Below are 21,205 nucleotides of genomic sequence, written 5' to 3'. Positions count from 1 at the left end.
CAACGCGAGGAAAGGCAGGCCGCCATTGTAGCCCCGGGCGCCGCTCACCGGGCCGTGCCGCCGCGCATGCGATGCTGTGGCCAATGAACACGGTGATCGACCCCGGGCGCTGGGAAGGCAGCGTCGCCGCGGCTCGCGGGCAGCAGCTCGCGCTGGCCGCCCGCGTGGAGCGCCAGGACCGGCTGCCGCGCAGCGTGCGCTGGCTGGCCGGGCTGGATGTCGGCTTCGAGGACAACGGCGCCACCACCCGCGCGGCGGCGGTGCTGCTGGATGCCAGGACCTTGCAGCCGCTGGCACAGGAGGTCGCGCGCATTCCCACGGTGATGCCCTACATCCCCGGCCTGCTCAGCTTCCGCGAGCTGCCGGCACTGCTGGCGGCACTGGCGCGGCTGCCGCGCACGCCGGACCTGGTGTTCGTCGACGGCCATGGCATCAGCCATCCACGCCGGCTGGGCGTGGCTGCGCACCTGGGCGTGGTCACCGACCTGCCGAGCATCGGTGTCGCCAAGTCGAGACTGGTGGGCCGGTTCGTTGAACCAGGCGCCGATGCCGGCGCATGTACGCCGCTGCTGGACGGCAATGAGCAGCTGGGCTGGGTGCTGCGCAGCAAGCTGCGCTGCAAGCCGCTGTTCGTGGCCGGTGGCCATCGGGTCAGCGCCGATACCGCGCGGGACTGGGTGCTGCGCACGCTGCGCGGATACCGCTTGCCGGAGCCGACCCGGTTGGCGGATCGGCTGGCATCGCGCCGGGACGGATAACGGCTCCGGCGTCGGCGCGCCTCCCGATCAACGATGCACGTGGCCGCGATGGCCCTGGGCATCCTCGCCGTGGTCGTGGCCTTCATGGCCCTCGTGCTCACCGCCCTTGGCCGGCGCGGGTTCACCGCAGGCCTCGCCGCAATGGTCCGCCTCGATCTGCAGGGTCACGTGCTCGATGCCGAAGTCATCATGCAGGCGGCCACCCAGTTCGCGGCGCAGCGCATCGGCATCGGTGCCATCCCGCATCACGATGTGCGCGGTCAGCGCCGGAGTGCTGGAGGCCAGCGCCCACACATGCAGGTCATGCACGTCCAGCACCGCGGCATGGCCGGACAGGCTGTCGCGTACCTTGGCCACGTCCATGCCCTTGGGCACGCCTTCCAGCAGCACGTTGATCGCCTCGCGCATCAACACGTAGGTGCGCGGCAGCACCCACAGCCCGATCAGGACCGCCAGGATCGGGTCGATCGGCTTCCAGCCGGTCCACTGGATCAGCAACGCACCCGCAATCACGGCCACCGAGCCGAGCATGTCGGCCCACACTTCCAGGTAGGCGCCCTTCACGTTGAGGCTCTCGCCGCTGCCGGCCTGCAGCAGGCGCATCGAGATCAGGTTGATGACCAGGCCGGTCGCGGCGATCACCAGCATGCCGGTGGACGCGATCTCCTGTGGCTGGCGGAAGCGACCGACCGCCTCCCACAGGATGTAGGCCGCCACCACGAACAGCATGGCGCCGTTGATCATCGCGCCCAGTGCTTCCAGCCGTGCATAGCCGTAGGTACGGCGGGCATCCGGCGGGCGCCGGCTCAGCCGCACCGCAACCAGCGCGATCATCAGCGCCAGCGCGTCGGTGGCCATGTGCGCGGCATCGGACAGCAGCGCCAGGCTGTTGGTCCAGAACGCGCCCACCACTTCGACGACGAGGAAGGTGGAGGTCAGGCCGAGCGCCCACCACAGCGGCTTCTCGTGGCGGATCTCGGATGGCAGGTGATCGTGGTCGTGGCCCATGGCAACAGCTCCTTTGCGATGGACGCAGGCTACGCCGGTGGCCGTGGGGAAACTATCACGGTGTTTATAACATTGCAGGCCGAACTGGCCTCAGCAGCACCGGGCATGGCCGGCGCTGCACGGTAGCGCCAGGCCATGCCCGCAAGTGGCAGCGCAACACCCGCCTGCGATCAGAATCCGAAGCGCAGGCTGGCCCAGTACGCACGGCCCGGTTCGTTGTAGGTCGCCGCGCCGGCATCGCTGCTGTTGGCTTCGCGGAACAGGCGCTTGTCGGCCAGGTTGTTGACGCCGAAGCCGAAGCTGACCGTCTCGGTCACCCTGTAGCGCGCGCTCACGCCCCAGATGTTGTACGCACCACGGTCCTGCAGCGCCAGCGACGGATCACAGCTGCCGGTGCAGCGCGGATCGTTGTTGATGTTGGTGGTGGCCGGCTTCTGCTTGCCATAGAAGGTACCGGTGAGCAGCAGCGACAGCTTGTCGGTGGCCTGCCAGTCCAGCATCGTGTTGATCGTGTACTTGGGAATCACCGACAGCGGCTGGCCGGTGCTCTTGTTCTCGTTCTCCACCATGTAGGTGAAGTTGTTGCTCCACTTCAGGCGGTTGCCCTGCTCGCCCAGCAGCGGAACCACCAGGTTGCCTTCAAGCCCCTGCACGATCGCCTTCGGTGCGTTCTCCCAGCGGAAGATGCGGCCGCGGCCGTCGGCGGTCAGGCCGATCTGGTTGTAGCCGGCCTGGATCTTGTCCTTGTAATCGTTGTGGAAGTACGTCAACGACGCCTGCCAACCACTCTGCGGTGCCCACTCGATGCCCAGCTCCTTGTTCAGGCTGGTTTCGGCCTTCAGGTCCGCATTGCCGCGCATGTAGCAGCCGGCACCCAGGCTCGGCAGCGCATTCGGGCATCCATTGCCACGGGTGTAGTACAGGTAGTCCGGGTTGGACTGATACAGGTTCGGCGCCTTGAATGCGCGGGCGATGCCGCCCTTCACCACCCAGTCACCGTTGATCCGGAACTGCGCATTGAGGCTGGGGCTGGTGTTGTTGCCGAACTGGCTGTGGTGGTCGAAACGCACGCCGGGGGTAATGATCCAGCGCTCGCCCAGATAGATGTTGTCCTCGACGAACACCGCCGTGGTCTGCGCATCGGCCTTGCCGCGCGCACGCTCGGCCGAGAGGCCCGGCAGGCCGCCGCCACTGCTGCTGGACTGGCTCATCGAATAGGGATCGGTCAGGCGGCTGTCCAGGTACTCGAAGCCCAGCGTCCAGATGTTCTCGGCACCACCCAGCGTGGTCGGGAAGCTCACTTCGCCATCCAGCTGGTAGTTGCGCAGGCGCGAGGTCGACCAGTCGGTGCCATTGAAGCTGCCCTCCGGGCCGCCGGCCAGGCCTTCGTTGATGCGAGAATTGTTGACCGCCTCCACCGCTGCGGTCACCCGCGAGGTGACATCGCCCCAACGGCCGCGATGGGTGATCGCGCCGGTATTGCGGTACATGCGGTTGGTCTCCGCATGCCCGTCGGCCAGTTCGGCCAGGTCGATACCGGTCGAAGTGCCGGTGGTGCTGACCGCACGGTCGCCAGCATAGATGTTGCCCTGGCGGCTGGTGCCGGCTTCGAACTCGACCACCTGGCTGGCGGTCACGTCCCAGCGCAGCAGCGCGTTGACATCGCGGTTCTTGACGCCCTCACGGCCCGCCGGCGGCACCGCGTTCGGAGTGCTGACGTACTGGCGGTTGAGATCCAGTGAGTCGGCGTCGGTCTTGTTGAGGTTGCCGTACAGGCGGAACGACAGCGTATCGGTCATCGGGCCACTCAGCTGCAGGCCAACGCGCTCACTGCCACCTTCGGCGCTGTGCTCCGGCACCAGGCCGTACAGGTCCACCGCACCGGCCAGATCACCGGTCGGGCGCTTGGTGATGATGTTGACCACACCGCCGGAGGCACCGGAGCCATAACGGGCCGCGGCCGGACCGCGCAGGACTTCGATGCGCTCGATCATCTCGGCCGGCACCCAGTTGGTGTCGCCACGGGTATTGCGCTCACCGCTGCGGCCCATGCGCACCGCGTCGCGCGCGCCGATGCGCTTGCCATCGACCAGGATCAGGGTGTTCTCCGGCCCCATGCCACGCAGGTCGATCTGGCGATTGTTGCCGTACTGGCCCGAGGCGCTGTTGCCGGTCAGGTTGACGCCGGGCATGGTCCGCAGCAGCTCGGCGATGTCGTTGGCCGGCGGGCGCCTGGCGATGTCCTCGGCGGTGATGGTCGAGGTGCCCAGGGCCTGACGCGCGATCTGCGAGGCGGTGACATGCACCGTGTCGATATCGGTGGCGTCGGTCTCAGCCTGGGCGGTCAGGGCGCTGCCCGCCAGCAGGGCGGCAACGGCGAGCGCCAGCGGGCGCGGCGAAAGGACAACGGCAGGGGACATGATCTGGACCTTCTGGCAGGGCAACGGGGCCTCTGGCAAAGGGCTTGAGGCAGCGACGAGGGGGAGGCGGAGCGTTGCCGCAGGCGTCTGCAGCCCGATCCGTGCGCGCATTCTCCCATCAATGCGAGTGATTCTCAAATGCGTTCACTCATTGCCGCAGCGGCGACGATGTGCTTTGCGCACCGTGCAACCCTGCATCGCGCTTAAACTGGCCGGCTCACCCGCCATCAATCGCGCGCCGCCGCGGCCGATACCCGTGGTTTGCCGCACGCAGTCAGAGATCGACGTGGAAACACCCCAACTGGACGATGCCAGCCAGCCGCTGGCCGAAGCCTGGCAGCAGTGCCTGCAACAGGCCGGCTCCGCCGCCACCGCGCTGCTGCACGCCGCCGCCGCCGATGCCCCTCCGGCGCTGGCCCAGCGCTTCTATGAAGTGCTGCTGCAGGATGGACGCGCACGTCGCTTCCTGTCCCACGAGCAGGTCAAGCAACGCCTGCAACCGGCCATGCAACGCTGGCTGGTGCAGCTGCTGACCACCGGCGCCGATGGCATCGCCACCACCGTCGCCTCGCAGCGGGTGATCGGCGACGTGCATGCGCGGGTCGGCATTCCCGTGGACCTGGTGACCCGTGGCGCGCGCGTGCTCAAGCACGAACTGTTCATGCGCCTGCGCGACGATGCGCCGGACAGTGCGACCGCGTTCGCCGCGATCGACTGCCTCAGCGCCATCATGGACATCGCCATGGAAGGCATGACCCTGGCCTACACCCACGCGCGCGAGCGCTCCACCCGTGCCGATGCGGCCTACCGGCTGTTCTCGCTGGTGCAGAACGTCAGCACCGAACGCGAGCGCCAGCGCGCGCTGCTGCTGGACTGGGAAAACGCCCTGCTCTACGCGCTGGCCGGCCACGTGCAGGGCAGCGACAGTGCCAGCCTTGCCACCTCGGAGTTCGGCCTGTGGTTCACCCACAAGGGCATTCCCAGCTTCGGCGAGAGCAGCGAGACCCAGCAGGTCGGCCAGCTGATGGCGCGCATCGACGGCTGCCTGCAGCGCGCCACCGCCGACGCACCGGCACAGCGCCTGGCCGCGCTGCCTTCGATCCGCGAAGACCTGGCCAGCATCCGCACCCTGATGACGCTGCTGTTCGAGCGCATCGGCGAACTGGATGCCGGCAGCGACGCCCTGACCAACCTGCTCAACCGCCGCTTCCTGCCCACCGTGCTGCGCCGGGAGATCGAGCTGGCCACGCGCAACCGCACGCCGTTCTCGCTGCTGCTGCTCGACCTGGATCATTTCAAGGCGATCAACGACGGTCACGGCCACGATGCCGGCGACCGCGCGCTGCAGCATGTGGCCGGCCTGCTCGGCCAGCTCACCCGTGGCAGCGATTATCTGTTCCGCTATGGCGGCGAAGAGTTCGTGGTGGTGCTGGTGGCAGCCAGCGAATCACAGGCTGAAGTGATCGCCGAAAGCCTGCGCCGGCAGATCGCGCAATCGCCGGTGGCACTGGCCAACGGACAGGTGCTGGGGCTGACCGCCAGCATCGGCGTGGCCGGCCATGACGGCCACCCGGACTATGAGCGGCTGATGGCACGTGCCGACGCCGCGATGTACGAGGCCAAGCGCAGTGGACGCAACCGCGTGGTGGTGGCCAGCGACGCGCTGCAGGACGCTCCCGGGCGACGTGCCCTGCAGAGGTAACGCTGTGGGAACCGGGCGGGTGCTTTTCCGCATCGTGCAGGAAAGCAGTCGACTGACAGTCGACTCTACCGAGCGCGGGGCGACTCTACCGACCAGGGTTCGACTCTACCGACAGCCGGCGCTGCCGCCGGCGCATCCGCGGGCGGTCGCTGTCAGCGCCGCCCTTCGCCACGCTGCCCACCACAGCACGGCCAGCAACGCGATGCCGGCGCCGAGCAGGCAGACCGCAGGCCAGCCGTGGCGCGCCTGCATCCAGGGCCCCGCTGCCGCGCCAGCGCCACTGCCCACCGCGTAGAACAGCATGTACAGCGCCACCAGCCGTCCGTGCTGCTCGGCCGGCGCACCCAGCAGCAGGGCCTGGTTCGACACATGCAGTGCCTGCCCGCCGAGGTCGAGTACCACCACCCCGAGCAGCAGCAACGCCAGCGAGTGCGGCAGCCCCAGCAGCGGCGCCCAGGCGACCAGCATCAACAGCAGCGCCGCGAGGCTGACCCGGTTGGCGAAGCCACGGTCCATCCAGAGCCCGACCCGCGCCGCCAGCACTGCGCCGACCACACCGGCCATCCCCAGCGCACCGATGGCCGCGGTTGACCAGCCCATCGGCGGCGCCGACAACGGCAGCGGTACCGCCGCCCAGAACACATTGAGGCCGGCAAACAGCAGCAGCGCCAATGGCCCGCGCTCGCGCAACGTCCGGTTTCCGCGCAGCATGCCCCACATCGACCCCAGCAGTTCGCGCCAGCGCGGCGGCACTGCCGGTACCGGCACCGCGGGCAGGCGCCGCCACAGCAGCGCTGCCAACGCCGCCATCAGCAGCGCGGACAGCAGATAGACCGCACGCCAGCCGAAGGTCGCCGCCACCGCGCCTGACACCACGCGCGCCGACAGCAGCCCGATGAACACCCCGCCCTGCACGGCGCCCACCACGCGGCCGCGCTGCTCGGGCGGCGCCAGCGTCGCCGTGTACGCGATCAGGCCCTGGGTCAGTGCGGTTCCCAGCAGGCCGGCCAGCAGCATGCCCGACAGCAGCCAGGGGGCGCTGCGTGCCGCCGCCAGCCACAGCAGGGCCAGCATCAGGACCAGCAACTGCAGCCGCAGCAGGCGTCGCCGGTCTCCCCGGTCGGCCAGCGGCAACAGCCCCAGCAGGGCCAGCACGCTGCCGGCCTGGGTGGCCGCCAACACCGCACCGGCCGCCGCCCGGTCCAGTGCGAACGCCTGGGCAAGCTGGTCCAGCAGCGGCTGCGCGTAATAGACATTGGCGACGCTGGCGCCGGCGGCGCCGGCGAGCAGGACCCGCAGCGAACGGGGAATGGGTACGGCGCTCATTATGTAGTTGCACTTTGAAACTGGATGCAGGGTAACGACATTGGTTTTAAACTGCAACCACACTGGAGAACGCCACCATGCACGCTGACAGCCCCTGCCCCGTTGCCCGCAGCGCCGACCTGCTCGGCGATCGCTGGGCCCTGCTGGTCATCCGCGATGCGTTCGACGGCATCACCCGCTTCGGTGACTTCCAGCGCAGCCTCGGCGCTGCGCGCAACATCCTCAGCGATCGACTGCGCCGGCTGCTCGACGCCGGCATCCTGCAGCTGCAACCCGCCTCCGATGGCTCGGCCTACCAGGAGTACGTGCTCACCCGTGCCGGCCTGGAACTGTTTCCGCTGCTGGTCGCGTTGCGCCAATGGGGCGAACGCCACCGCTTCGCGGCCGGCGAAGCCCATTCGCAGCTGATCGAATCAGCCACGCGGCGACCACTGCCCTACATGCAGCCGCGCGGGCGCGACGGCCAACCGCTGCCGGCCGCCGCGACCCGTGTGCGCAAGCTCGGGGAGGACGCGCGCAGCGCCTGACCCGCCCGTTCGCGCACACCGGGACGCGGCCGCGCCGGTTAGCATCGGAGGTTTCCGCTGCTGGATGCTGCCGATGTCGCGCTATCGCCGTTCCCTGCTGACCGCCCTGCTGCTGCCGCTGCTGGCCTGCGCCGCAGGCGCCGCACAGGCCCGCGAGGTCGCTGCTCCGGCCGCCCATGTGGACGCCGATGGCCCGTACGTGTTCCGCCAGGGCGGCCAGCTGCAGGCCCGATGGATCTGCGCCGACAAGGTCGAATCGCGCACGTTCGCCGCCCATGCGGGTGGTACTGACATCGCCCCCCGCTGCGGCTACCCGCACACCGTGCATGTCGGCGCCGCGGCTGCACCTTCGGTGGCGGTACTGCCGGCCGTGCCGCGCATCGTTGCGCTGTCCGACATCCACGGACAGTACGGGCTGCTGGTACGCCTGCTGCGCGCCCACCAGATCATCGATGCACAGGACCGCTGGGCACTGGGCCGGGACACCCTGGTCGTCGCCGGCGACGTGTTCGATCGCGGCCCGCAGGTGACCGAAGCGTTCTGGCTGCTGTACGGCCTGCAGCAGCAGGCGGCCGCCGCCGGTGGCGCGGTGCATTTCGTGCTCGGCAACCACGAAACCATGGTGCTGTACGACGACCTGCGCTACGTCAATCCGAAGTACCTGCGCAGCGCCCAGCTGCTCGGCCGCAGCTACCCGCAGCTGTATGGTCCCGATTCGGTGATCGGGCAGTGGCTGCGCACCCGGCCGGTGCTGCTGAAGATCGGCGACACCCTGTTCCTGCATGGCGGCATCTCGCCCGAGGCGGTGGAGCTGGCGCTGGACCCGGTACGCACCAATGCGGCCTACCAGGCTTCGCTGGGCCTGCCCAAGGCCGAAGTGAAGGCCGACCCGGCCACCGCACCGCTGTATGACGGCAAGACCAGCCCGATCTGGTACCGCGGCTACTTCGACGGTCGCCTCGACAGCGCCGGCGTGCAGTCGGTGCTGGACCGCCTGCAGCTCAAGCGCATCGTGGTCGGCCACACCTCGATGCCGCATGTCAGCAGCTTCCATGGCGAGCGCGTGATCGCGATCGACAGCAGCATCAAGAACGGTGAGAACGGCGAGCTGTTGTTCATCGAGAACGGCGCGCTCAGCCGCGGCCTGCTGGATGGTTCGCGGGTGCCGCTGGCGCAGGGCGAGCCCGGCCTGCAGGACTGAATGAACGGACAGCGCGACCGCGACCGGCCACGCCGCCGCGCTCCACCTTCACCCGGTTTGCCGCTACCCTCGGCAGCCGAGAGGCCCCTCCCACTCCATCCGGCGGGCCAGACCGTTACAGGAGCCCCCGCGCATGCGCGTTCTGATAGCTGAAGACGACCCGGACATCGCCTCCGGCCTGTGCGCCTCGTTGCGCCGGCAAGGGCATGTGGTCGACCACGTCGACAACGGCGCGCACGCAGATGCCGCGCTGGGCTCGACCCAGTACGCGCTGCTGGTGCTGGACCTGGGCCTGCCGCAGCTGGATGGCCGTGACGTACTGCAGCGACTGCGCCAGCGCGGTGATGGGCTGGCGGTGCTGGTGGTGACCGCGCGCGATGGGCTGGCCGAGCGTGTGCGCGTGCTCGACCTTGGCGCCGACGACTACCTGGTCAAGCCGTTCGCGCTGGACGAATTCGAAGCGCGCGTGCGCGCACAGCTGCGCCGGGTAACCAGCAACGGCACCCCGGACCTGCGCATCGGCCGCCTGCGCCTGGACCTGGCCGGGCACCGCGTGTGGATCGACGACCAGTCGCTGGAACTGACCGCGCGCGAGTTCGGCCTGCTGTCGGCGCTGGCGGTACGCGCCGAACGCATCGTGTCACGCGCGCAGCTGGTGGAAGCACTGTGCGACTGGGGCCAGGACCTGACCGACAACGGCCTGGACATCGCCCTGCATCGCCTGCGCCGCAAGCTGCAACCCGGCGGCATGGGCATCCGCACCGTGCGCGGGCTGGGCTACATGCTGGAAGACTCCCAGGACGACAGCGCCTCGTGATCAGTGGACCGCCCAGCCTGCGCCGGCGCCTGCTCGCCTTCCTGGCGCTGCCGATGCTGGGCCTGCTTACCTTCAACACGATCCTGGCCTATTACGTTGCGCTGGACTATTCCAACCGCATCCACGATCGCAACCTGATCGACGACACGCATTCGTTCGCGCAGATGCTGAGCACCATGCCGGTGACCAGCGACCTGTCTCCGCAGGCGCGTTTCCTGATCGAGTACGACCCTGACGGCCACCGCTACTTCAACGTCGACAGCAGCCGCAAGGGTACCCTCAGCGGCAACGCCGACTTCAGCCCGTACGCGCCCTCGCAGGACTGCACCGGCGTGCATCCGGCCCTGTACGACGGCCATCTCAATGGCCAGCAGGTGCGCATGGCCACCGTCTGCACGCAGGCCATGAACGACCCGCAGGACCAGCTGGCGGTGACCGTGGCCGAGAGCATGGCCGACCGCCGCCAGCGCGCGCGCGAGATCCTGATGATCATCATCCCGCTGATGACCATGCTGGCGCTGGGCACCGCCGCGCTGGTCTGGTTCGGCGTGACCTACGGCCTGCGCATCCTGACCCCGTTGACCACCCGCCTGGCACAGCGCCGTGGCGAACTGGCACCGATCTCCGATGCCGACGTACCGGAAGAGATCCAGCCGCTGATCAGCACCATCGACGGCCTGTTCGCCCGCCAGGCGGAAATGATCACCCTGCAGAACCGCTTCATCGCCGACGCCGCCCACCAGCTGCGCTCGCCGTTGGCGGGTATGGCCCTGCACGTCGACCAGGCGCTGGCGCATGGCGATCCGGACACCGTGCGCGAAGCCCTGCAGCACATCCGCCGGCTCAACCAGCGTACCGCGCGGGTCAGTACCCAGCTGCTGGCGCTGAGCCGGGCGCAGACCGTGCCGGATACCGTGGAAGCCCTGGACCTGTGCGAGCGGGTCCCGCAGTGGGTCGGGATGCGCGTGCCGGAGGCGATCCGCGATGGCATCGACCTCGGCTACCGTGGCGCCAGCCAGCCGCTGCGCGTGCTCGGCAACGGCGCCATGCTGCAGGAGGCGCTGGACAACCTGATCGACAATGCGCTGCGCTACACCGGCCGCGGTGCCACCGTCACGGTGGGTGTGCACGCACTGGACGACAATGATCTGGAGCTGTACGTGGAGGACAACGGCCCAGGGGTGCCGGAGGACGTGATGCCGCGGCTGGGCGAGCGTTTCTTCCGCGCCCCCGGCACCAGCGCCAGTGGCACCGGGCTGGGCCTGGCCATCGCCCACGAGGCGGTGGAGCACTTCGGCGGGCGCCTGAGCTTCCTCAACCGTCCCGGCGGCGGGCTGAAGGTGGCCATCACGCTGCCGCTGCTGAAGGCGCCCTGACCCGGCCCCGGGCGCTGAAAGGCTGGTGAAAATCGCGCTTGCGATCCTGCCATCCCCACTGCCGTCCCGGAGCCGCCAGGTGACCGAATCGCACGACTTCTTCCTCCCCGGTGGCCCGCAGGGCGTGCTGCTGGTCCACGGCCTGACCGGCACCCCGGCGGAAATGCGCATGCTGGGCAAGGGGCTGAACAACGCCGGCTTCACGGTCCACGGCGTGCAGCTGCCCGGCCACTGCGGCACCGTGGACGACCTGCTGGCGACCACCTGGGAACAGTGGTACCAGGGCGTGGAAGACGCGGCAGCGGCACTGCGCGGCAAGGTGGACCAGCTGTTCGTCGGCGGCCTGTCGATGGGTGCGGTACTGTCGCTGGCACTGGCCGCGCGCCGCCCGGAATGGGTCTCCGGCGTCGGCGTGTACGGCGCCACCTTCCGCTACGACGGCTGGAACATCCCCGCCGTAGCCCGCCTGTCGTTCCTGCTGCCGTGGTTCAAGCGCTTCAACATCGGCCGCGACCGCATGTTCATGGAAGAACCGCCCTATGGCCTACGTGACGAGCGCCTGCGCGCGCAGGTCAGCGCTGCCATGCTGTCCGGCGACAGCGCCGCCGCCGGCCTGCCGGGCAACCCCTGGCACGCCCTGGCCGAAATGCGTGCGCTGAGCATCTGGACCCGCCGCCACCTGCACCAGGTCACCGCCCCCTGCCTGGTGATGCACGCCCGCGAAGACGACGTGGCCAGCATGGGCAACGCCGAGCTGGTGATGTCGCGGGTCAGTGGCCCGAAGGAACTGGTGGTGCTGGAAGACAGCTACCACATGATCACCATCGACCGCGAACGCCGCGACGTCATCCGCCGCAGCGCGCGCTTCTTCACCGAGATCGGTGAGCGCACCGGCGTGCTCAAGGCGGTGGCCTGAGATGGGGGCACTCGCCACGCTGCTGTGGCTGACCAACGTGATACTCGATACCGGTGGCCAGCTGGCATTCAAGGCGGCTGCCAGCGACCCGCAGCAGGGCGAAGGCCTGCAGCGCTGGAAGCACATGCTCAGCCGCCCCTGGCTGTGGATCGGCATCGCCTGCTACGTGCTTGAGTTCGTTGCCTGGATCGCGTTCCTGTCACTGGTGCCACTGTCCAAGGGCGTGCTGCTGGGCTCGATCAACATCGTCGCGCTGATGATCGCCGGCCGTATCCTGTTCCGCGAGAAGCTGACGCCGCTGCGGGTGACCGGCATGCTGCTGGTCACTGCCGGCGTGGCCGTGGTGGGGGCCGGCTCATGAGGCGCCTGTATGTGATCGGCTTCCCGCTGCTGATGGCCTTCGATACGCTGGCCCAGCTGTGCTTCAAGTACGCCGGCGATGCCGCACTGCCGGTGGAGGCCAACAGCGCCTGGCTGCTGCGCGTGCTGTCGCAGCCGTGGGTGTACGGCGCCATCCTCGGTTATGTTGGTGCGTTCTTCACCTGGATGAGCCTGCTGCGCCATGCGCCGATCGGCCCGGCGTTCGCCGCCTCGCACCTGGAAGTGATCAGCGTGCTGCTACTGTCGGCGTGGCTGTTGAACGAGCCGCTGACCCTGCACCACCTGGTCGGCGCGGTGCTGATCGTGGCCGGCATCGTCTGCCTCGGCCGCGCCGAAGCGGACGACCCGCACAGCCCCGCCGAAAGCACCTCGTGAGCGCGTTGCGATGAGCCTGTTCGCGCGCGAACTGCCACCCACTGCCGGCCTGCCGATGCAGGCCAGCGACTTCCTTCCCGGTGGCGGTGACCTGCGCGAGATCCTGGCCAGCCAGCTCGGCACGCCGCCGCTGCAGCTGACCTGCTCCGGCACCCATGCCCTGCTGATCGCCCTGCGCACCCTGCGCAAGCGGGCGCCCAGGCGCGACACCGTGATCATGCCGGCCTACACCTGCCCGCTGGTCCCGATCGCGGTGCACAGCCTGGGCCTGCGGGTGCAGCTGTGCGATACCCGTCACGGCCACTTCGACTTCGACCCCGGCCAGCTCAAGCGGCTGGCCGATACGCGTACGCTGGCGATCCTGCCGACCCACCTGGGCGGCCGCATCGCCGACGTCGAACTGGCCTGCGAGGTCGCCCGTGGCGCGGGTGCCTGGGTGATCGAGGATGCCGCGCAGGCGCTGGGCGCACGGGTCGGCAACAGCAGCGTCGGCCTGCGCGGCGACATCGGCTTCTTCAGCCTGGCCGCCGGCAAGGGGCTGAGCCTGCACGAAGGTGGCCTGCTGCTCAGCCGCGATGACGAACTGCGCGCGGCACTGGCCGAGCATGCCGCCGAACAGGTGCGTTTCAGCCTGCGCTGGGAGCTGCTGCGCAGCCTTCAGCTGCTCGGCCTGGCCGCCTGCTACCGCCCTTCGCTGCTGTCACTGGTCTATGGCAATCCGCTGCGCAGCGCACTGCAGCGCGGCGATCTGGAAGAAGCGGTCGGTGACATCTTCCCGCTGGACATCCCGCAGCACCGGGTCAGCCACTGGCGGCAGAACATCGGCGCCAACGCCGCGCGCCGGTTACCCGCCTTCCTGCAGGCTGGGCGCCTGCGTGCGCTGCAGCTGCGTGTGCAGCTGGCACAGCTGCCGGCGGTGGAGGTGGTCGATGGGCTGGCCGGCACCGGCGGCACCTGGCCGATGCTGATGCTGCTGCTGCCCAGCCAGCGCGCCCGCGATGCCGCCTTGAACGCCCTGTGGCCGGCGGGCCTCGGCGCCAGCCGCATGTTCATCCACGCCCTGCCCGACTATGCCTACCTGCGTGGCATCGTGCCGGCCGGCGACATGCCCAACGCGCGCGACTTCGCCGCCCGCATGCTGACCCTGGGCAACAGCGCCTGGCAGACCCGCGAAGAGACAGCGCGGATCCTGCAGGCGCTGGCTGATGCCCAGCCCTGACCCGGAATTCCACGGGCGCCCCGCCCATTCAGGATCGTCCTTTCCTGAACACTTTCGGTGCCTGCACATGCAGGCTTTCAGCAGGAAAGGAACGAGAAAGGCTGCCTGCCTACATTGAGCCTGCCCCGGCATCGTGCCGGACGTTCCTTTCATCGACGGACCTGCCCATGCACTGGAGCATCCTGTGTGACTTCGACGGCACCATCAGCCTCGAAGATGTCATCGACTCGCTGCTGGAGAAGTACGGCCAGCCGGGCTGGCAGGAACTGGAAGAGCAGTGGAAGGCGGGCAGGATCGGCTCGCGCGAGTGCATGCAGGGCCAGGTCCGTCTGCTGAAGCTGGATCCGGCCACGCTCGATGCGCACCTGGACCAGGTGCAGATCGATCCGGGCTTCGCCGCCTTCGTGACCCGCGCCGCGCAACTGGGCCTGCCGCTGCGCATCGTCAGCGACGGCCTGGACTATGCGATCCACCGCATCCTCGCCAACCACGGCCTGCCGCCGCTGCCGGTGGTGGCCAACCACCTGCGCTGGTGCGAAGACCACTGGGAACTGGAATCGCCCTACCAGGCCGAAGGTTGCCGCAGCGGTACCTGCAAGTGCACCTGCGCCGCGCAGGCGCGCGCCAACGAAGCACCGCGCGTGCTGATGATCGGCGACGGCAGCTCGGACTTCTGCGTCTCCGAAGACGCCGACTTCGTGTTCGCCAAGCGCCGCCTGATCACCCATTGCACGAAGGCCGGCATCGAGCATGCCGCCATCGATACCTTCCACGATGCAATCGCACTGTTGCCGCGCTTGCTCGATGGCAGCCTGCTGCAGCCACGTCGCCTCGACGCAGGCCCGCAGCCCGCCGCACTGCCGCTGCTGCTGGCCACCGCCTGAGCACGCTCCCCCTGTTGCCCCCTTTCGAACGTCCTTCACGGAACCGAACTGCATGAACATTTTTGACAAGAACGCCGATTCGGCTGCCTCCGACGCGCAGCTGCTGGCCGACGAAGCCCGCTACAGCTCCTTCGGCGACACCGTCCACTACGTCGACCCGCCGAAGATCTTCCAGCGCGGCGAAGGCAGCTACATGTTCGATGGTGCGGGCGTGCCCTACCTCGATCTGCAGATGTGGTACTCGGCCTGCAACTTCGGCTACAGCAACAAGCGCCTGAACGACGCGCTGAAGGACCAGATCGACACCCTGCCGCAGGTCGCCAGCCAGTACCTGCACCCGACCCGCGTGCAGCTGGCCAAGACCATTGCCGTCGACATGCACGAGAAGTTCGGCCTCGACGGTCGCGTGCATTTCAACGTCGGCGGCGCGCAGGCCATCGAAGACTCGCTGAAGATCGTGCGCAACGCGCGCGGCGGCAAGAGCCTGATGTTCGCCTTTGAAGGCGGCTACCACGGCCGTACCCTGGGCGCATCGTCAATCACCTCCAGCTACCGCTACCGCCGCCGCTACGGCCACTTCGGCGAGCGCGCGATGTTCATCCCGTTCCCGTACCCGTTCCGTCGCCCGAAGGGCATGACCCCGGACGAGTATTCCGACCACTGCGTGTGGCAGTTCGAGCGCCTGTTCGAAAGCGAATACAACGGCGTGTGGGATCCCAAGGTCGGCCAGGCCGAATACGCCGCGTTCTACGTCGAGCCGATCCAGGGCACCGGCGGCTACGTCATCCCGCCGCGCAACTTCTTCACCGGCCTCAAGCGCGTGCTGGACAAGTACGGCATCCTGATGGTCGTCGATGAAATCCAGATGGGCTTCTGGCGCACCGGCAAGCTGTGGTCGATCGAGCACTTCGGCGTGACCCCGGACGTTCTGGTGTTCGGCAAGGCGCTGACCAACGGCCTGAACCCGCTGTCGGGCCTGTGGGCGCGCGAAGAATTGATCAACCCGACCGTGTTCCCGCCGGGCTCCACCCACTCCACCTTCAACTCCAACCCGCTGGGCACCCGCCTGGGCCTGGAAGTGCTGAAGCTGGGCAAGGAAATGGATTACGAGCGCACCGTTCCGGAAAAGGGCGCGTACTTCCTCGATGGCCTGCGTGGCCTGCAGAAGCGCCACCCGGAAATCGGCGACGTCGACGGCCTGGGCCTGGCCCTGCGTGCCGAGATCTGCCAGACCGATGGCTACACCCCGAACAAGGAACTGCTGGACCGCATGGTGGACATCGGCCTGGCCGGTGACCTGCTGCACGACGGCAAGCGCATGGGCCTCGTGCTCGACGTGGGTGGCTGGTACAAGAACGTGATCACCTTCGCGCCGTCGCTGGACATCAGCTACGAAGAGATCGACCTGGCGATCACCCTGCTCGACCAGGCACTGACCAAGGCCAAGGGCTGAGGTCGGATGCGCTGCCGGTTCCCGTGCCGATGGAGATGACGTCACGCGCCTCCAGCACCGCGCTGGAACCGGCCGCGCTGCTGGAGGGCTTCCTGGCCCACCCGCCGCTCGGCTTCGAGGCGGGCCGCCTGCCCAGCGGCCTGCCGACCTTCCGTGCGCCGCTGGACCTGACCACCACGATGGACGACGAACTGCGCGGCAGGCTGCTCGGGCTGCCGCTGTCGCGCCTGTGGCGGCCGTGGATCACCTGGCGGACCCGCTTTGTGGGCGCCACCAGCACCGAGTACACGCCGCTGCCGGCGCACGTTGCGGCCGAGGCGCTGGCCGAGGACGTGACGCGTCACGCGATCGGCGATACGCGCCTGCTGGTGGTCAAGGATCTGGCGATCGATTCCCCCCTGCTGGATGACGCGGCCAACGCGCACAGCGCGGCCTTCCTGCAGGCGTTGCGGGCGCGCGGCTTCGTCGAACTGGAGGGCATGCCGCTGGCCTGGGTCGCGATCGATTTCGATTCGCTCGACGGCTATCTCGGCCGCCTGTCGTCCTCGCGCCGCAAGAACATCCGGCGCAAGCTGCGCTCGCGCGACGACCTGCAGATCGACTGTATCGCCACCGGCGATCCGGCCCTGGCCGACCCGCAGCTGCAGGCCGAACTGTATGCACTCTACCTGGCTGTGTACGCGCAGAGCGCGGTGCATTTCGACCAGCTCGGCCTGCCCTACCTGCAGCACCTGCTGGCCGACAGCCAGGGCCAGGGACGGATGTTCCTGTATCGCCACCAGGGCCAGCTGATCGGCTGGAACCTGTGCTATGTGCATGCCGGAAAGCTGGTGGACAAGTACATCGGTCTGGCCTACCCGCAGTCACGCGAGCACAACCTGTATGCGGTCAGCTGGATGCACAACCTCGAATACGCGCTGCAGCATGGCCTGAGCCACTACGTGGCGGGCTGGACCGATTCGCGGATCAAGGCCGAACTGGGTGCCCGCTTCACCTCCACCCGGCACGCGATCCACGCCCGTTCCCCGCTGCTGCGCGCCGCCCTGCGCAGACTGGCCCCGTACCTGCAGGGCGAACCTGATGGAGGCGGCTGAACGATGCCGTTGCGTTCCCCGTTGATCCTGGACCTGGACGGCGGCGTACTGCCGCTGCCCCAGGCGCAGACCGTCGCCTTGCCGGCATGGCACGATCCGCTGCGCTTCGCCTGCAGCAATGCCACCCTCGACCGTTTCGCCGCTGAAGTGCTGGCCCCGCTGCCGGCCCAGCTCGGCACGGTGATGCTCGGCAGTGGTGACTTCCATCATCTCAGCCTGCCGCTGCTGCGCCGCATGCGCGCGCAGGAGCCGTTCCAGCTGGTGGTGCTGGACAACCATCCGGACAACATGCGCTTCCCGTTCGGCATGCACTGCGGGTCGTGGGTGAACGCTGCCAGCAAGCTGCCGCAGATTTCCCACATCCACGTGCTCGGCATCACTTCCAGCGACATCGGCCTCGGCCATGCCTGGGAAAACCACTGGCGCCCGCTGCTGGGCGGCCGCCTGACGTACTGGTGCATGGACGTGGATGTCAGCTGGGGCCATCGCCTTGGCATGGGCCACGCGTTCCGCCGTTTCGAGCACCCCGAGGCGCTGGTGGCCGCCTTCGCCGCCGAGCAGGCCAAGTCACCACAGCCGACCTACCTGTCGATCGACAAGGACGTGTTCGCCGAGGACGTGGCCCGCAGCAACTGGGACCAGGGCCGCTTCCAGCTGGAGCATGCCCTGGTGGTGATCGAGGCGTTGCGCGCCGGCGGGCTGGTGGGCAGTGACATCACCGGCGAAGTGTCGCTGGCCAACTACCAGAGCCGTTTCAAGCGCTGGCTGTCGTCGCTGGATGGCCAGCCCGACATCAGTGCCGATGACCTGCCGGTGTGGCAGGCACGGCACCAGCAGGTGAACCGCGAGCTGCTGGCCGCCATGGCCGCGCTGCCAACCGCCTGCTGACCGCCGACCTGTAGCGCCGAGCCCATGGTCGGCTATCGCATTGCGACCTGTAGAGCCGAGCCCATGCTCGGCTGACCGGCTGTGGCCAACGGCAGCCCAGCATGGGCTCGGCTCTACAGCGTTGCTGCGGCACCCTTGAATTGAATATACGAAACATATACGCTTCGTATACCCCTTTTCCCAGGATTCCCCATGGGCATCGTCAACATCGATGACACCCTGCACGACCAGCTGCGCCGTGCCTGCACCGTTTCCAGCCGCTCGATCAACGCCCAGGCCAACTTCTGGATCCGGGTCGGCATGCTCTGTGAGATGAACCCCACGTTGAGCTTCCAGGACATCGTCGCCAGCGAACTGCGCGCCGCCGGGGTGCACCCGCAGGCGCTGGCGCCCGGGCAGGCCTGACATGGCGATCATCAAGCGGCCGGACGAAATCGAACGCATGGCCGAATCCGGGCGCCTGCTGGCGCAGGTGTTCGCCGCGCTCGACCGCTTGCCACTGCCAGGCCGCAGCACGATGGAGATCAACGATTTCGTTGAGCGCATGATCGTCGATGAGCTGCAGGCGCGGCCGGCCAGCAAGGGCCAGTATGGTTTCCCGTACGTCCTCAATACCTCGATCGACAACGTGATCTGTCACGGCGTTCCCAGCACCGCAGACGTGCTGTGCAGCGGCCAGATCGTCAACCTCGACATCACCCTGGAGAAGAACGGCTACATCGCCGATTCCAGCACCACCTACCTGGTTGGCGAGGTCGATTACGCCGCGCGCCGGCTGGTGCAGACCGCCTACCAGGCAATGTGGAAAGGCATCGCTGCGGTACGCCCCGGCGCGCGCCTGGGCGACATCGGCCATGCCATCGCCCGCCATGCGCGCAGCCACGGCTACAGCGTGGTGAAGGAGTACTGCGGGCATGGCATCGGCCAGGAGATGCACGAGGACCCGCAGATCCTGCACTACGGCCATCCCGGCACCGGCATGACGCTGGAGGAAGGCATGGTGTTCACCATCGAGCCGATGCTCAACCAGGGCAAGCCGGCCATTCGCCAGCAGCCGGACCAATGGCCGGTGTATACCCGTGATGGAAAGCTGTCGGCGCAGTTCGAGCACACCGTGGCGGTCACCGGCAGTGGCGTGCGCGTGCTCACCCTGCGCCCCGGCGAAACGCCGCTGTGCGCGGTACAGGCCGCCTAGAGCGGGCGCACCAGCAGCAACGCCGCAAGGCAGAACATGAAAAGCGCCACGCAGGCGTCCAGCAGCCGCCAGGCCGCCGGCCTGCGGAACACCGGCTGCAGCAGGCGCGCGCCATAGCCCAGCGTGCAGAACCAGGCCACGCTGGCGATGCAGGCGCCAGCGGCAAACGCCCAGCGCAGATCACCCGGGTAGCGCGTGGACAGGCTGCCGAGCAGCACTACCGTATCCAGGTACACGTGCGGATTGAGCAGGGTGAAGGCCAGGCAGGTCAGCAGCACCTGCCGCCCGCTGCCGCCGTGCGTCGCCGCCGCAGCCAGCGCACTGCCACCACGCCACGCGCGCAGCCCGGCCTGCAGGCCGTACCAGAGCAGGAATGCCGCGCCGCCGAAGCGCAGCACCTGCAGCAGCTGCGGCCACTCCAGCACCAGCGCGCCCATGCCACCGACGCCGGCCAGGATCAGCGCGATGTCCGCGCCGGCGCAGGCCAGCACCACCTTTCCGACATGGCGCAGCTGCAGGCCCTGGCGCAGCACGAAGGCGTTCTGCGCACCGATGGCGATGATCAGGCCGGCACCTGCGAACAGGCCGGCGGCGGTAGCGGCAATCCACATCGGAACGCGGCAGGCAGCGAGGGGACGCGCAGGGTGCGGCCAATCGCCCCGTTAAGACAATCTGTTTTTTCTTTATCCTGTGCAGAAAAACTGAAGAGGCGCCTGCATGGACCTGGTACATCCGCAACTGGCCGCGTTTGCCGCGGTACTGGAGGAAGGCAGCTTCGAGGCCGCCGCGCGCCGGCTGTCGATCAGCCCCTCGGCACTGTCGCAGCGGATCAAGGCACTGGAAGACCGGCTCGGCCAGGTCCTGCTGGTGCGCCAGGCACCGTGCCGCCCCACCACCGCCGGTGAAGCACTGCTGCGCCGGGTACGGCCAATGCAGGCCCTGGAGGTCGAGGCATTGGCCGAACTGCTGCCCGAACAAGGCAGCGGCAGCGCACGCACGCCGATCCCGCTGGCGGTCAACGACGATTCCCTGGATACCTGGTTCGTGCCGGCCATCGCCGACCTGCATCAGCGCCACGGCTACCTGTTCGACCTGCGCATGGACGACCAGGACCACACCTTGCACCTGCTGCGCGATGGCAGCGTGCTCGGCGCGGTCACCGCCGAAAGCCAGCCCGTGAAGGGCTGCAACGTGCATCCGCTCGGCGCCATGCGCTACCACGCCATCGCCGCCCCCGGGTTCGCGCAGCGCTACTTCAGCGACGGCATGCAGGCCGCTGCATTGGCGCGCGCGCCGATGCTGGTGTTCAACCGCAAAGATGAACTGCAATGGCGCTTCGTGCGACGCTTGACCCGCGCACGCCTGCAGCCACCGCTACACTACCTCCCCTCTTCCACCGGGTTTGTCGAAGCCGCCGCGTGCGGACTCGGCTGGGGCATGGCCCCGGAAACCCTGGTCGCACCGGCCGTACGTGCCGGCCGCGTGGTGGTACTGGAACCCCGCCGCTGGCTCGATGTGCCCCTGTACTGGCAGCATGCTGCCGTGCGCTCAAGCACGCTGCAGCACATCACCCAGGCGCTGCGCACTGCCGCCAGCGGCACGCTACGTTGAGGACGAGACGATGACCGCAGACCCCGGCTTCACACGCCGACCACTACCGTTTTC

General features: G+C 68.4%; 21 protein-coding genes. 17 read left to right on the top strand and 4 right to left on the bottom strand.

The annotated features are described in order from the left end of the window. Positions 1–83 precede the first annotated feature (83 nt). Positions 84–758 (top strand): deoxyribonuclease V, encoded by a 675-nt coding sequence (gene nfi / locus Q0P60_RS01770; RefSeq protein WP_294987615.1) that lies wholly within the window; start codon positions 84–86, stop codon positions 756–758. Between the two features lie 27 nt (positions 759–785). On the opposite strand, the gene Q0P60_RS01765 is transcribed toward nfi, so the two are convergent. Together Q0P60_RS01765 and Q0P60_RS01760 are read right to left on the bottom strand one after the other, a co-directional pair. Further along, positions 786–1,766 carry a cation diffusion facilitator family transporter gene (locus Q0P60_RS01765; protein WP_294987614.1) on the bottom strand — a complete coding sequence of 327 codons (981 nt, stop codon included), beginning with the start codon at positions 1,764–1,766 and terminating at the stop codon, positions 786–788. Between the two features lie 170 nt (positions 1,767–1,936). Continuing rightward, positions 1,937–4,186, bottom strand: a complete 2,250-nt coding sequence (locus Q0P60_RS01760) for a TonB-dependent siderophore receptor (protein ID WP_294987612.1) — start codon at positions 4,184–4,186, stop codon at positions 1,937–1,939. 286 nt (positions 4,187–4,472) lie between these two features. On the opposite strand from Q0P60_RS01760, the gene Q0P60_RS01755 reads away from it, so the two are divergent. Next, the gene (locus Q0P60_RS01755) at positions 4,473–5,888 is read left to right on the top strand and encodes a GGDEF domain-containing protein (RefSeq protein ID WP_294987610.1); all 1,416 of its coding nucleotides are present in this window, start codon (positions 4,473–4,475) and stop codon (positions 5,886–5,888) included. A gap of 105 nt (positions 5,889–5,993) precedes the next feature. On the opposite strand, the gene Q0P60_RS01750 is transcribed toward Q0P60_RS01755, so the two are convergent. Beyond that, positions 5,994–7,214, bottom strand: a complete 1,221-nt coding sequence (locus Q0P60_RS01750; protein ID WP_294987608.1) for an MFS transporter — start codon at positions 7,212–7,214, stop codon at positions 5,994–5,996. Between the two features lie 77 nt (positions 7,215–7,291). Here Q0P60_RS01750 and Q0P60_RS01745 point away from each other — a divergent pair, with 77 nt between their 5' ends. The 14 genes from Q0P60_RS01745 to map all read left to right on the top strand — a co-directional run bounded on the left by Q0P60_RS01745 (position 7,292) and on the right by map (position 19,540). After that, entirely contained in the window at positions 7,292–7,741 is a 450-nt protein-coding gene (locus Q0P60_RS01745) for a helix-turn-helix domain-containing protein (protein WP_294987606.1), read from the top strand. Between the two features lie 73 nt (positions 7,742–7,814). Then, a complete protein-coding gene (locus tag Q0P60_RS01740; protein WP_294987604.1) occupies positions 7,815–8,942 on the top strand; it encodes a metallophosphoesterase in 1,128 nt (375 codons plus the stop codon). Positions 8,943–9,075: 133 nt separating this feature from the next. Continuing rightward, complete coding sequence (locus tag Q0P60_RS01735) at positions 9,076–9,759, top strand: response regulator (protein WP_294987602.1); 684 nt, start codon at positions 9,076–9,078, stop codon at positions 9,757–9,759. After that, positions 9,756–11,135 (top strand): ATP-binding protein, encoded by a 1,380-nt coding sequence (locus Q0P60_RS01730; protein WP_294987600.1) that lies wholly within the window; start codon positions 9,756–9,758, stop codon positions 11,133–11,135. Before Q0P60_RS01735 ends, Q0P60_RS01730 begins: the two co-directional genes overlap by 4 nt. 79 nt (positions 11,136–11,214) lie before the next feature. Beyond that, positions 11,215–12,051 (top strand): alpha/beta fold hydrolase, encoded by an 837-nt coding sequence (locus Q0P60_RS01725; protein WP_294987599.1) that lies wholly within the window; start codon positions 11,215–11,217, stop codon positions 12,049–12,051. Position 12,052: 1 nt separating this feature from the next. After that, positions 12,053–12,412, top strand: coding sequence for an EamA family transporter (locus Q0P60_RS01720; RefSeq protein ID WP_294987597.1), 360 nt, complete (start codon positions 12,053–12,055; stop codon positions 12,410–12,412). After that, a complete protein-coding gene (locus Q0P60_RS01715) occupies positions 12,409–12,807 on the top strand; it encodes a DMT family transporter (RefSeq protein ID WP_294987595.1) in 399 nt (132 codons plus the stop codon). The genes Q0P60_RS01720 and Q0P60_RS01715 overlap by 4 nt, the downstream gene beginning before the upstream one ends. Positions 12,808–12,817: 10 nt before the next feature. Continuing rightward, on the top strand, positions 12,818–14,026 hold the full coding sequence (locus Q0P60_RS01710) for a DegT/DnrJ/EryC1/StrS family aminotransferase (protein WP_294987593.1): 1,209 nt from the start codon (positions 12,818–12,820) through the stop codon (positions 14,024–14,026). Positions 14,027–14,193: 167 nt separating this feature from the next. Next, complete coding sequence (locus Q0P60_RS01705; protein ID WP_294987591.1) at positions 14,194–14,910, top strand: MtnX-like HAD-IB family phosphatase; 717 nt, start codon at positions 14,194–14,196, stop codon at positions 14,908–14,910. Positions 14,911–14,962: 52 nt separating this feature from the next. Further along, complete coding sequence (locus Q0P60_RS01700) at positions 14,963–16,363, top strand: aminotransferase class III-fold pyridoxal phosphate-dependent enzyme (protein ID WP_014036434.1); 1,401 nt, start codon at positions 14,963–14,965, stop codon at positions 16,361–16,363. A 29-nt stretch (positions 16,364–16,392) separates the two neighbouring features. Continuing rightward, positions 16,393–17,457, top strand: coding sequence for a GNAT family N-acetyltransferase (locus tag Q0P60_RS01695; protein WP_294987588.1), 1,065 nt, complete (start codon positions 16,393–16,395; stop codon positions 17,455–17,457). Positions 17,458–17,460: 3 nt separating this feature from the next. Next, entirely contained in the window at positions 17,461–18,345 is an 885-nt protein-coding gene (locus Q0P60_RS01690) for an arginase family protein (RefSeq protein WP_294987586.1), read from the top strand. Between the two features lie 192 nt (positions 18,346–18,537). Continuing rightward, entirely contained in the window at positions 18,538–18,750 is a 213-nt protein-coding gene (locus Q0P60_RS01685; RefSeq protein WP_294987584.1) for a ParD-like family protein, read from the top strand. Positions 18,751–18,757: 7 nt separating this feature from the next. Beyond that, a complete protein-coding gene (gene map / locus Q0P60_RS01680) occupies positions 18,758–19,540 on the top strand; it encodes a type I methionyl aminopeptidase (RefSeq protein ID WP_294987829.1) in 783 nt (260 codons plus the stop codon). Here map and Q0P60_RS01675 read toward each other — a convergent pair. Continuing rightward, positions 19,537–20,151: a LysE/ArgO family amino acid transporter gene (locus Q0P60_RS01675; RefSeq protein ID WP_294987582.1), complete on the bottom strand. Its 615-nt coding sequence runs from the start codon at positions 20,149–20,151 to the stop codon at positions 19,537–19,539. The genes map and Q0P60_RS01675 overlap by 4 nt on opposite strands. A 106-nt stretch (positions 20,152–20,257) precedes the next feature. On the opposite strand from Q0P60_RS01675, the gene Q0P60_RS01670 reads away from it, so the two are divergent. Continuing rightward, positions 20,258–21,151: a LysR family transcriptional regulator ArgP gene (locus tag Q0P60_RS01670; RefSeq protein WP_294987580.1), complete on the top strand. Its 894-nt coding sequence runs from the start codon at positions 20,258–20,260 to the stop codon at positions 21,149–21,151. Positions 21,152–21,205 lie beyond the last annotated feature (54 nt).

It is taken from the genome of uncultured Stenotrophomonas sp. (assembly GCF_945952405.1).
Taxonomy (GTDB): Bacteria; Pseudomonadota; Gammaproteobacteria; order Xanthomonadales; family Xanthomonadaceae; genus Stenotrophomonas.
Note: the sequence above shows the minus strand (reverse complement) of the source record. Positions and strands in the feature narration are given on the sequence as shown.

What these genes read in the sequence shown, in the direction of transcription:
- nfi (WP_294987615.1), top strand. Translation starts at nt 84, where the DNA reads ATGAACACGGTGATCGACCCCGGGCGCTGGGAAGGCAGCGTCGCCGCG.
- Q0P60_RS01765 (WP_294987614.1), bottom strand. Translation starts at nt 1,766, where the DNA reads ATGGGCCACGACCACGATCACCTGCCATCCGAGATCCGCCACGAGAAG.
- Q0P60_RS01760 (WP_294987612.1), bottom strand. Translation starts at nt 4,186, where the DNA reads ATGTCCCCTGCCGTTGTCCTTTCGCCGCGCCCGCTGGCGCTCGCCGTT.
- Q0P60_RS01750 (WP_294987608.1), bottom strand. Translation starts at nt 7,214, where the DNA reads ATGAGCGCCGTACCCATTCCCCGTTCGCTGCGGGTCCTGCTCGCCGGC.
- Q0P60_RS01745 (WP_294987606.1), top strand. Translation starts at nt 7,292, where the DNA reads ATGCACGCTGACAGCCCCTGCCCCGTTGCCCGCAGCGCCGACCTGCTC.
- Q0P60_RS01740 (WP_294987604.1), top strand. Translation starts at nt 7,815, where the DNA reads ATGTCGCGCTATCGCCGTTCCCTGCTGACCGCCCTGCTGCTGCCGCTG.
- Q0P60_RS01735 (WP_294987602.1), top strand. Translation starts at nt 9,076, where the DNA reads ATGCGCGTTCTGATAGCTGAAGACGACCCGGACATCGCCTCCGGCCTG.
- Q0P60_RS01720 (WP_294987597.1), top strand. Translation starts at nt 12,053, where the DNA reads ATGGGGGCACTCGCCACGCTGCTGTGGCTGACCAACGTGATACTCGAT.
- Q0P60_RS01715 (WP_294987595.1), top strand. Translation starts at nt 12,409, where the DNA reads ATGAGGCGCCTGTATGTGATCGGCTTCCCGCTGCTGATGGCCTTCGAT.
- Q0P60_RS01710 (WP_294987593.1), top strand. Translation starts at nt 12,818, where the DNA reads ATGAGCCTGTTCGCGCGCGAACTGCCACCCACTGCCGGCCTGCCGATG.
- Q0P60_RS01705 (WP_294987591.1), top strand. Translation starts at nt 14,194, where the DNA reads ATGCACTGGAGCATCCTGTGTGACTTCGACGGCACCATCAGCCTCGAA.
- Q0P60_RS01700 (WP_014036434.1), top strand. Translation starts at nt 14,963, where the DNA reads ATGAACATTTTTGACAAGAACGCCGATTCGGCTGCCTCCGACGCGCAG.
- Q0P60_RS01695 (WP_294987588.1), top strand. Translation starts at nt 16,393, where the DNA reads ATGGAGATGACGTCACGCGCCTCCAGCACCGCGCTGGAACCGGCCGCG.
- Q0P60_RS01690 (WP_294987586.1), top strand. Translation starts at nt 17,461, where the DNA reads ATGCCGTTGCGTTCCCCGTTGATCCTGGACCTGGACGGCGGCGTACTG.
- Q0P60_RS01685 (WP_294987584.1), top strand. Translation starts at nt 18,538, where the DNA reads ATGGGCATCGTCAACATCGATGACACCCTGCACGACCAGCTGCGCCGT.
- Q0P60_RS01675 (WP_294987582.1), bottom strand. Translation starts at nt 20,151, where the DNA reads ATGTGGATTGCCGCTACCGCCGCCGGCCTGTTCGCAGGTGCCGGCCTG.
- Q0P60_RS01670 (WP_294987580.1), top strand. Translation starts at nt 20,258, where the DNA reads ATGGACCTGGTACATCCGCAACTGGCCGCGTTTGCCGCGGTACTGGAG.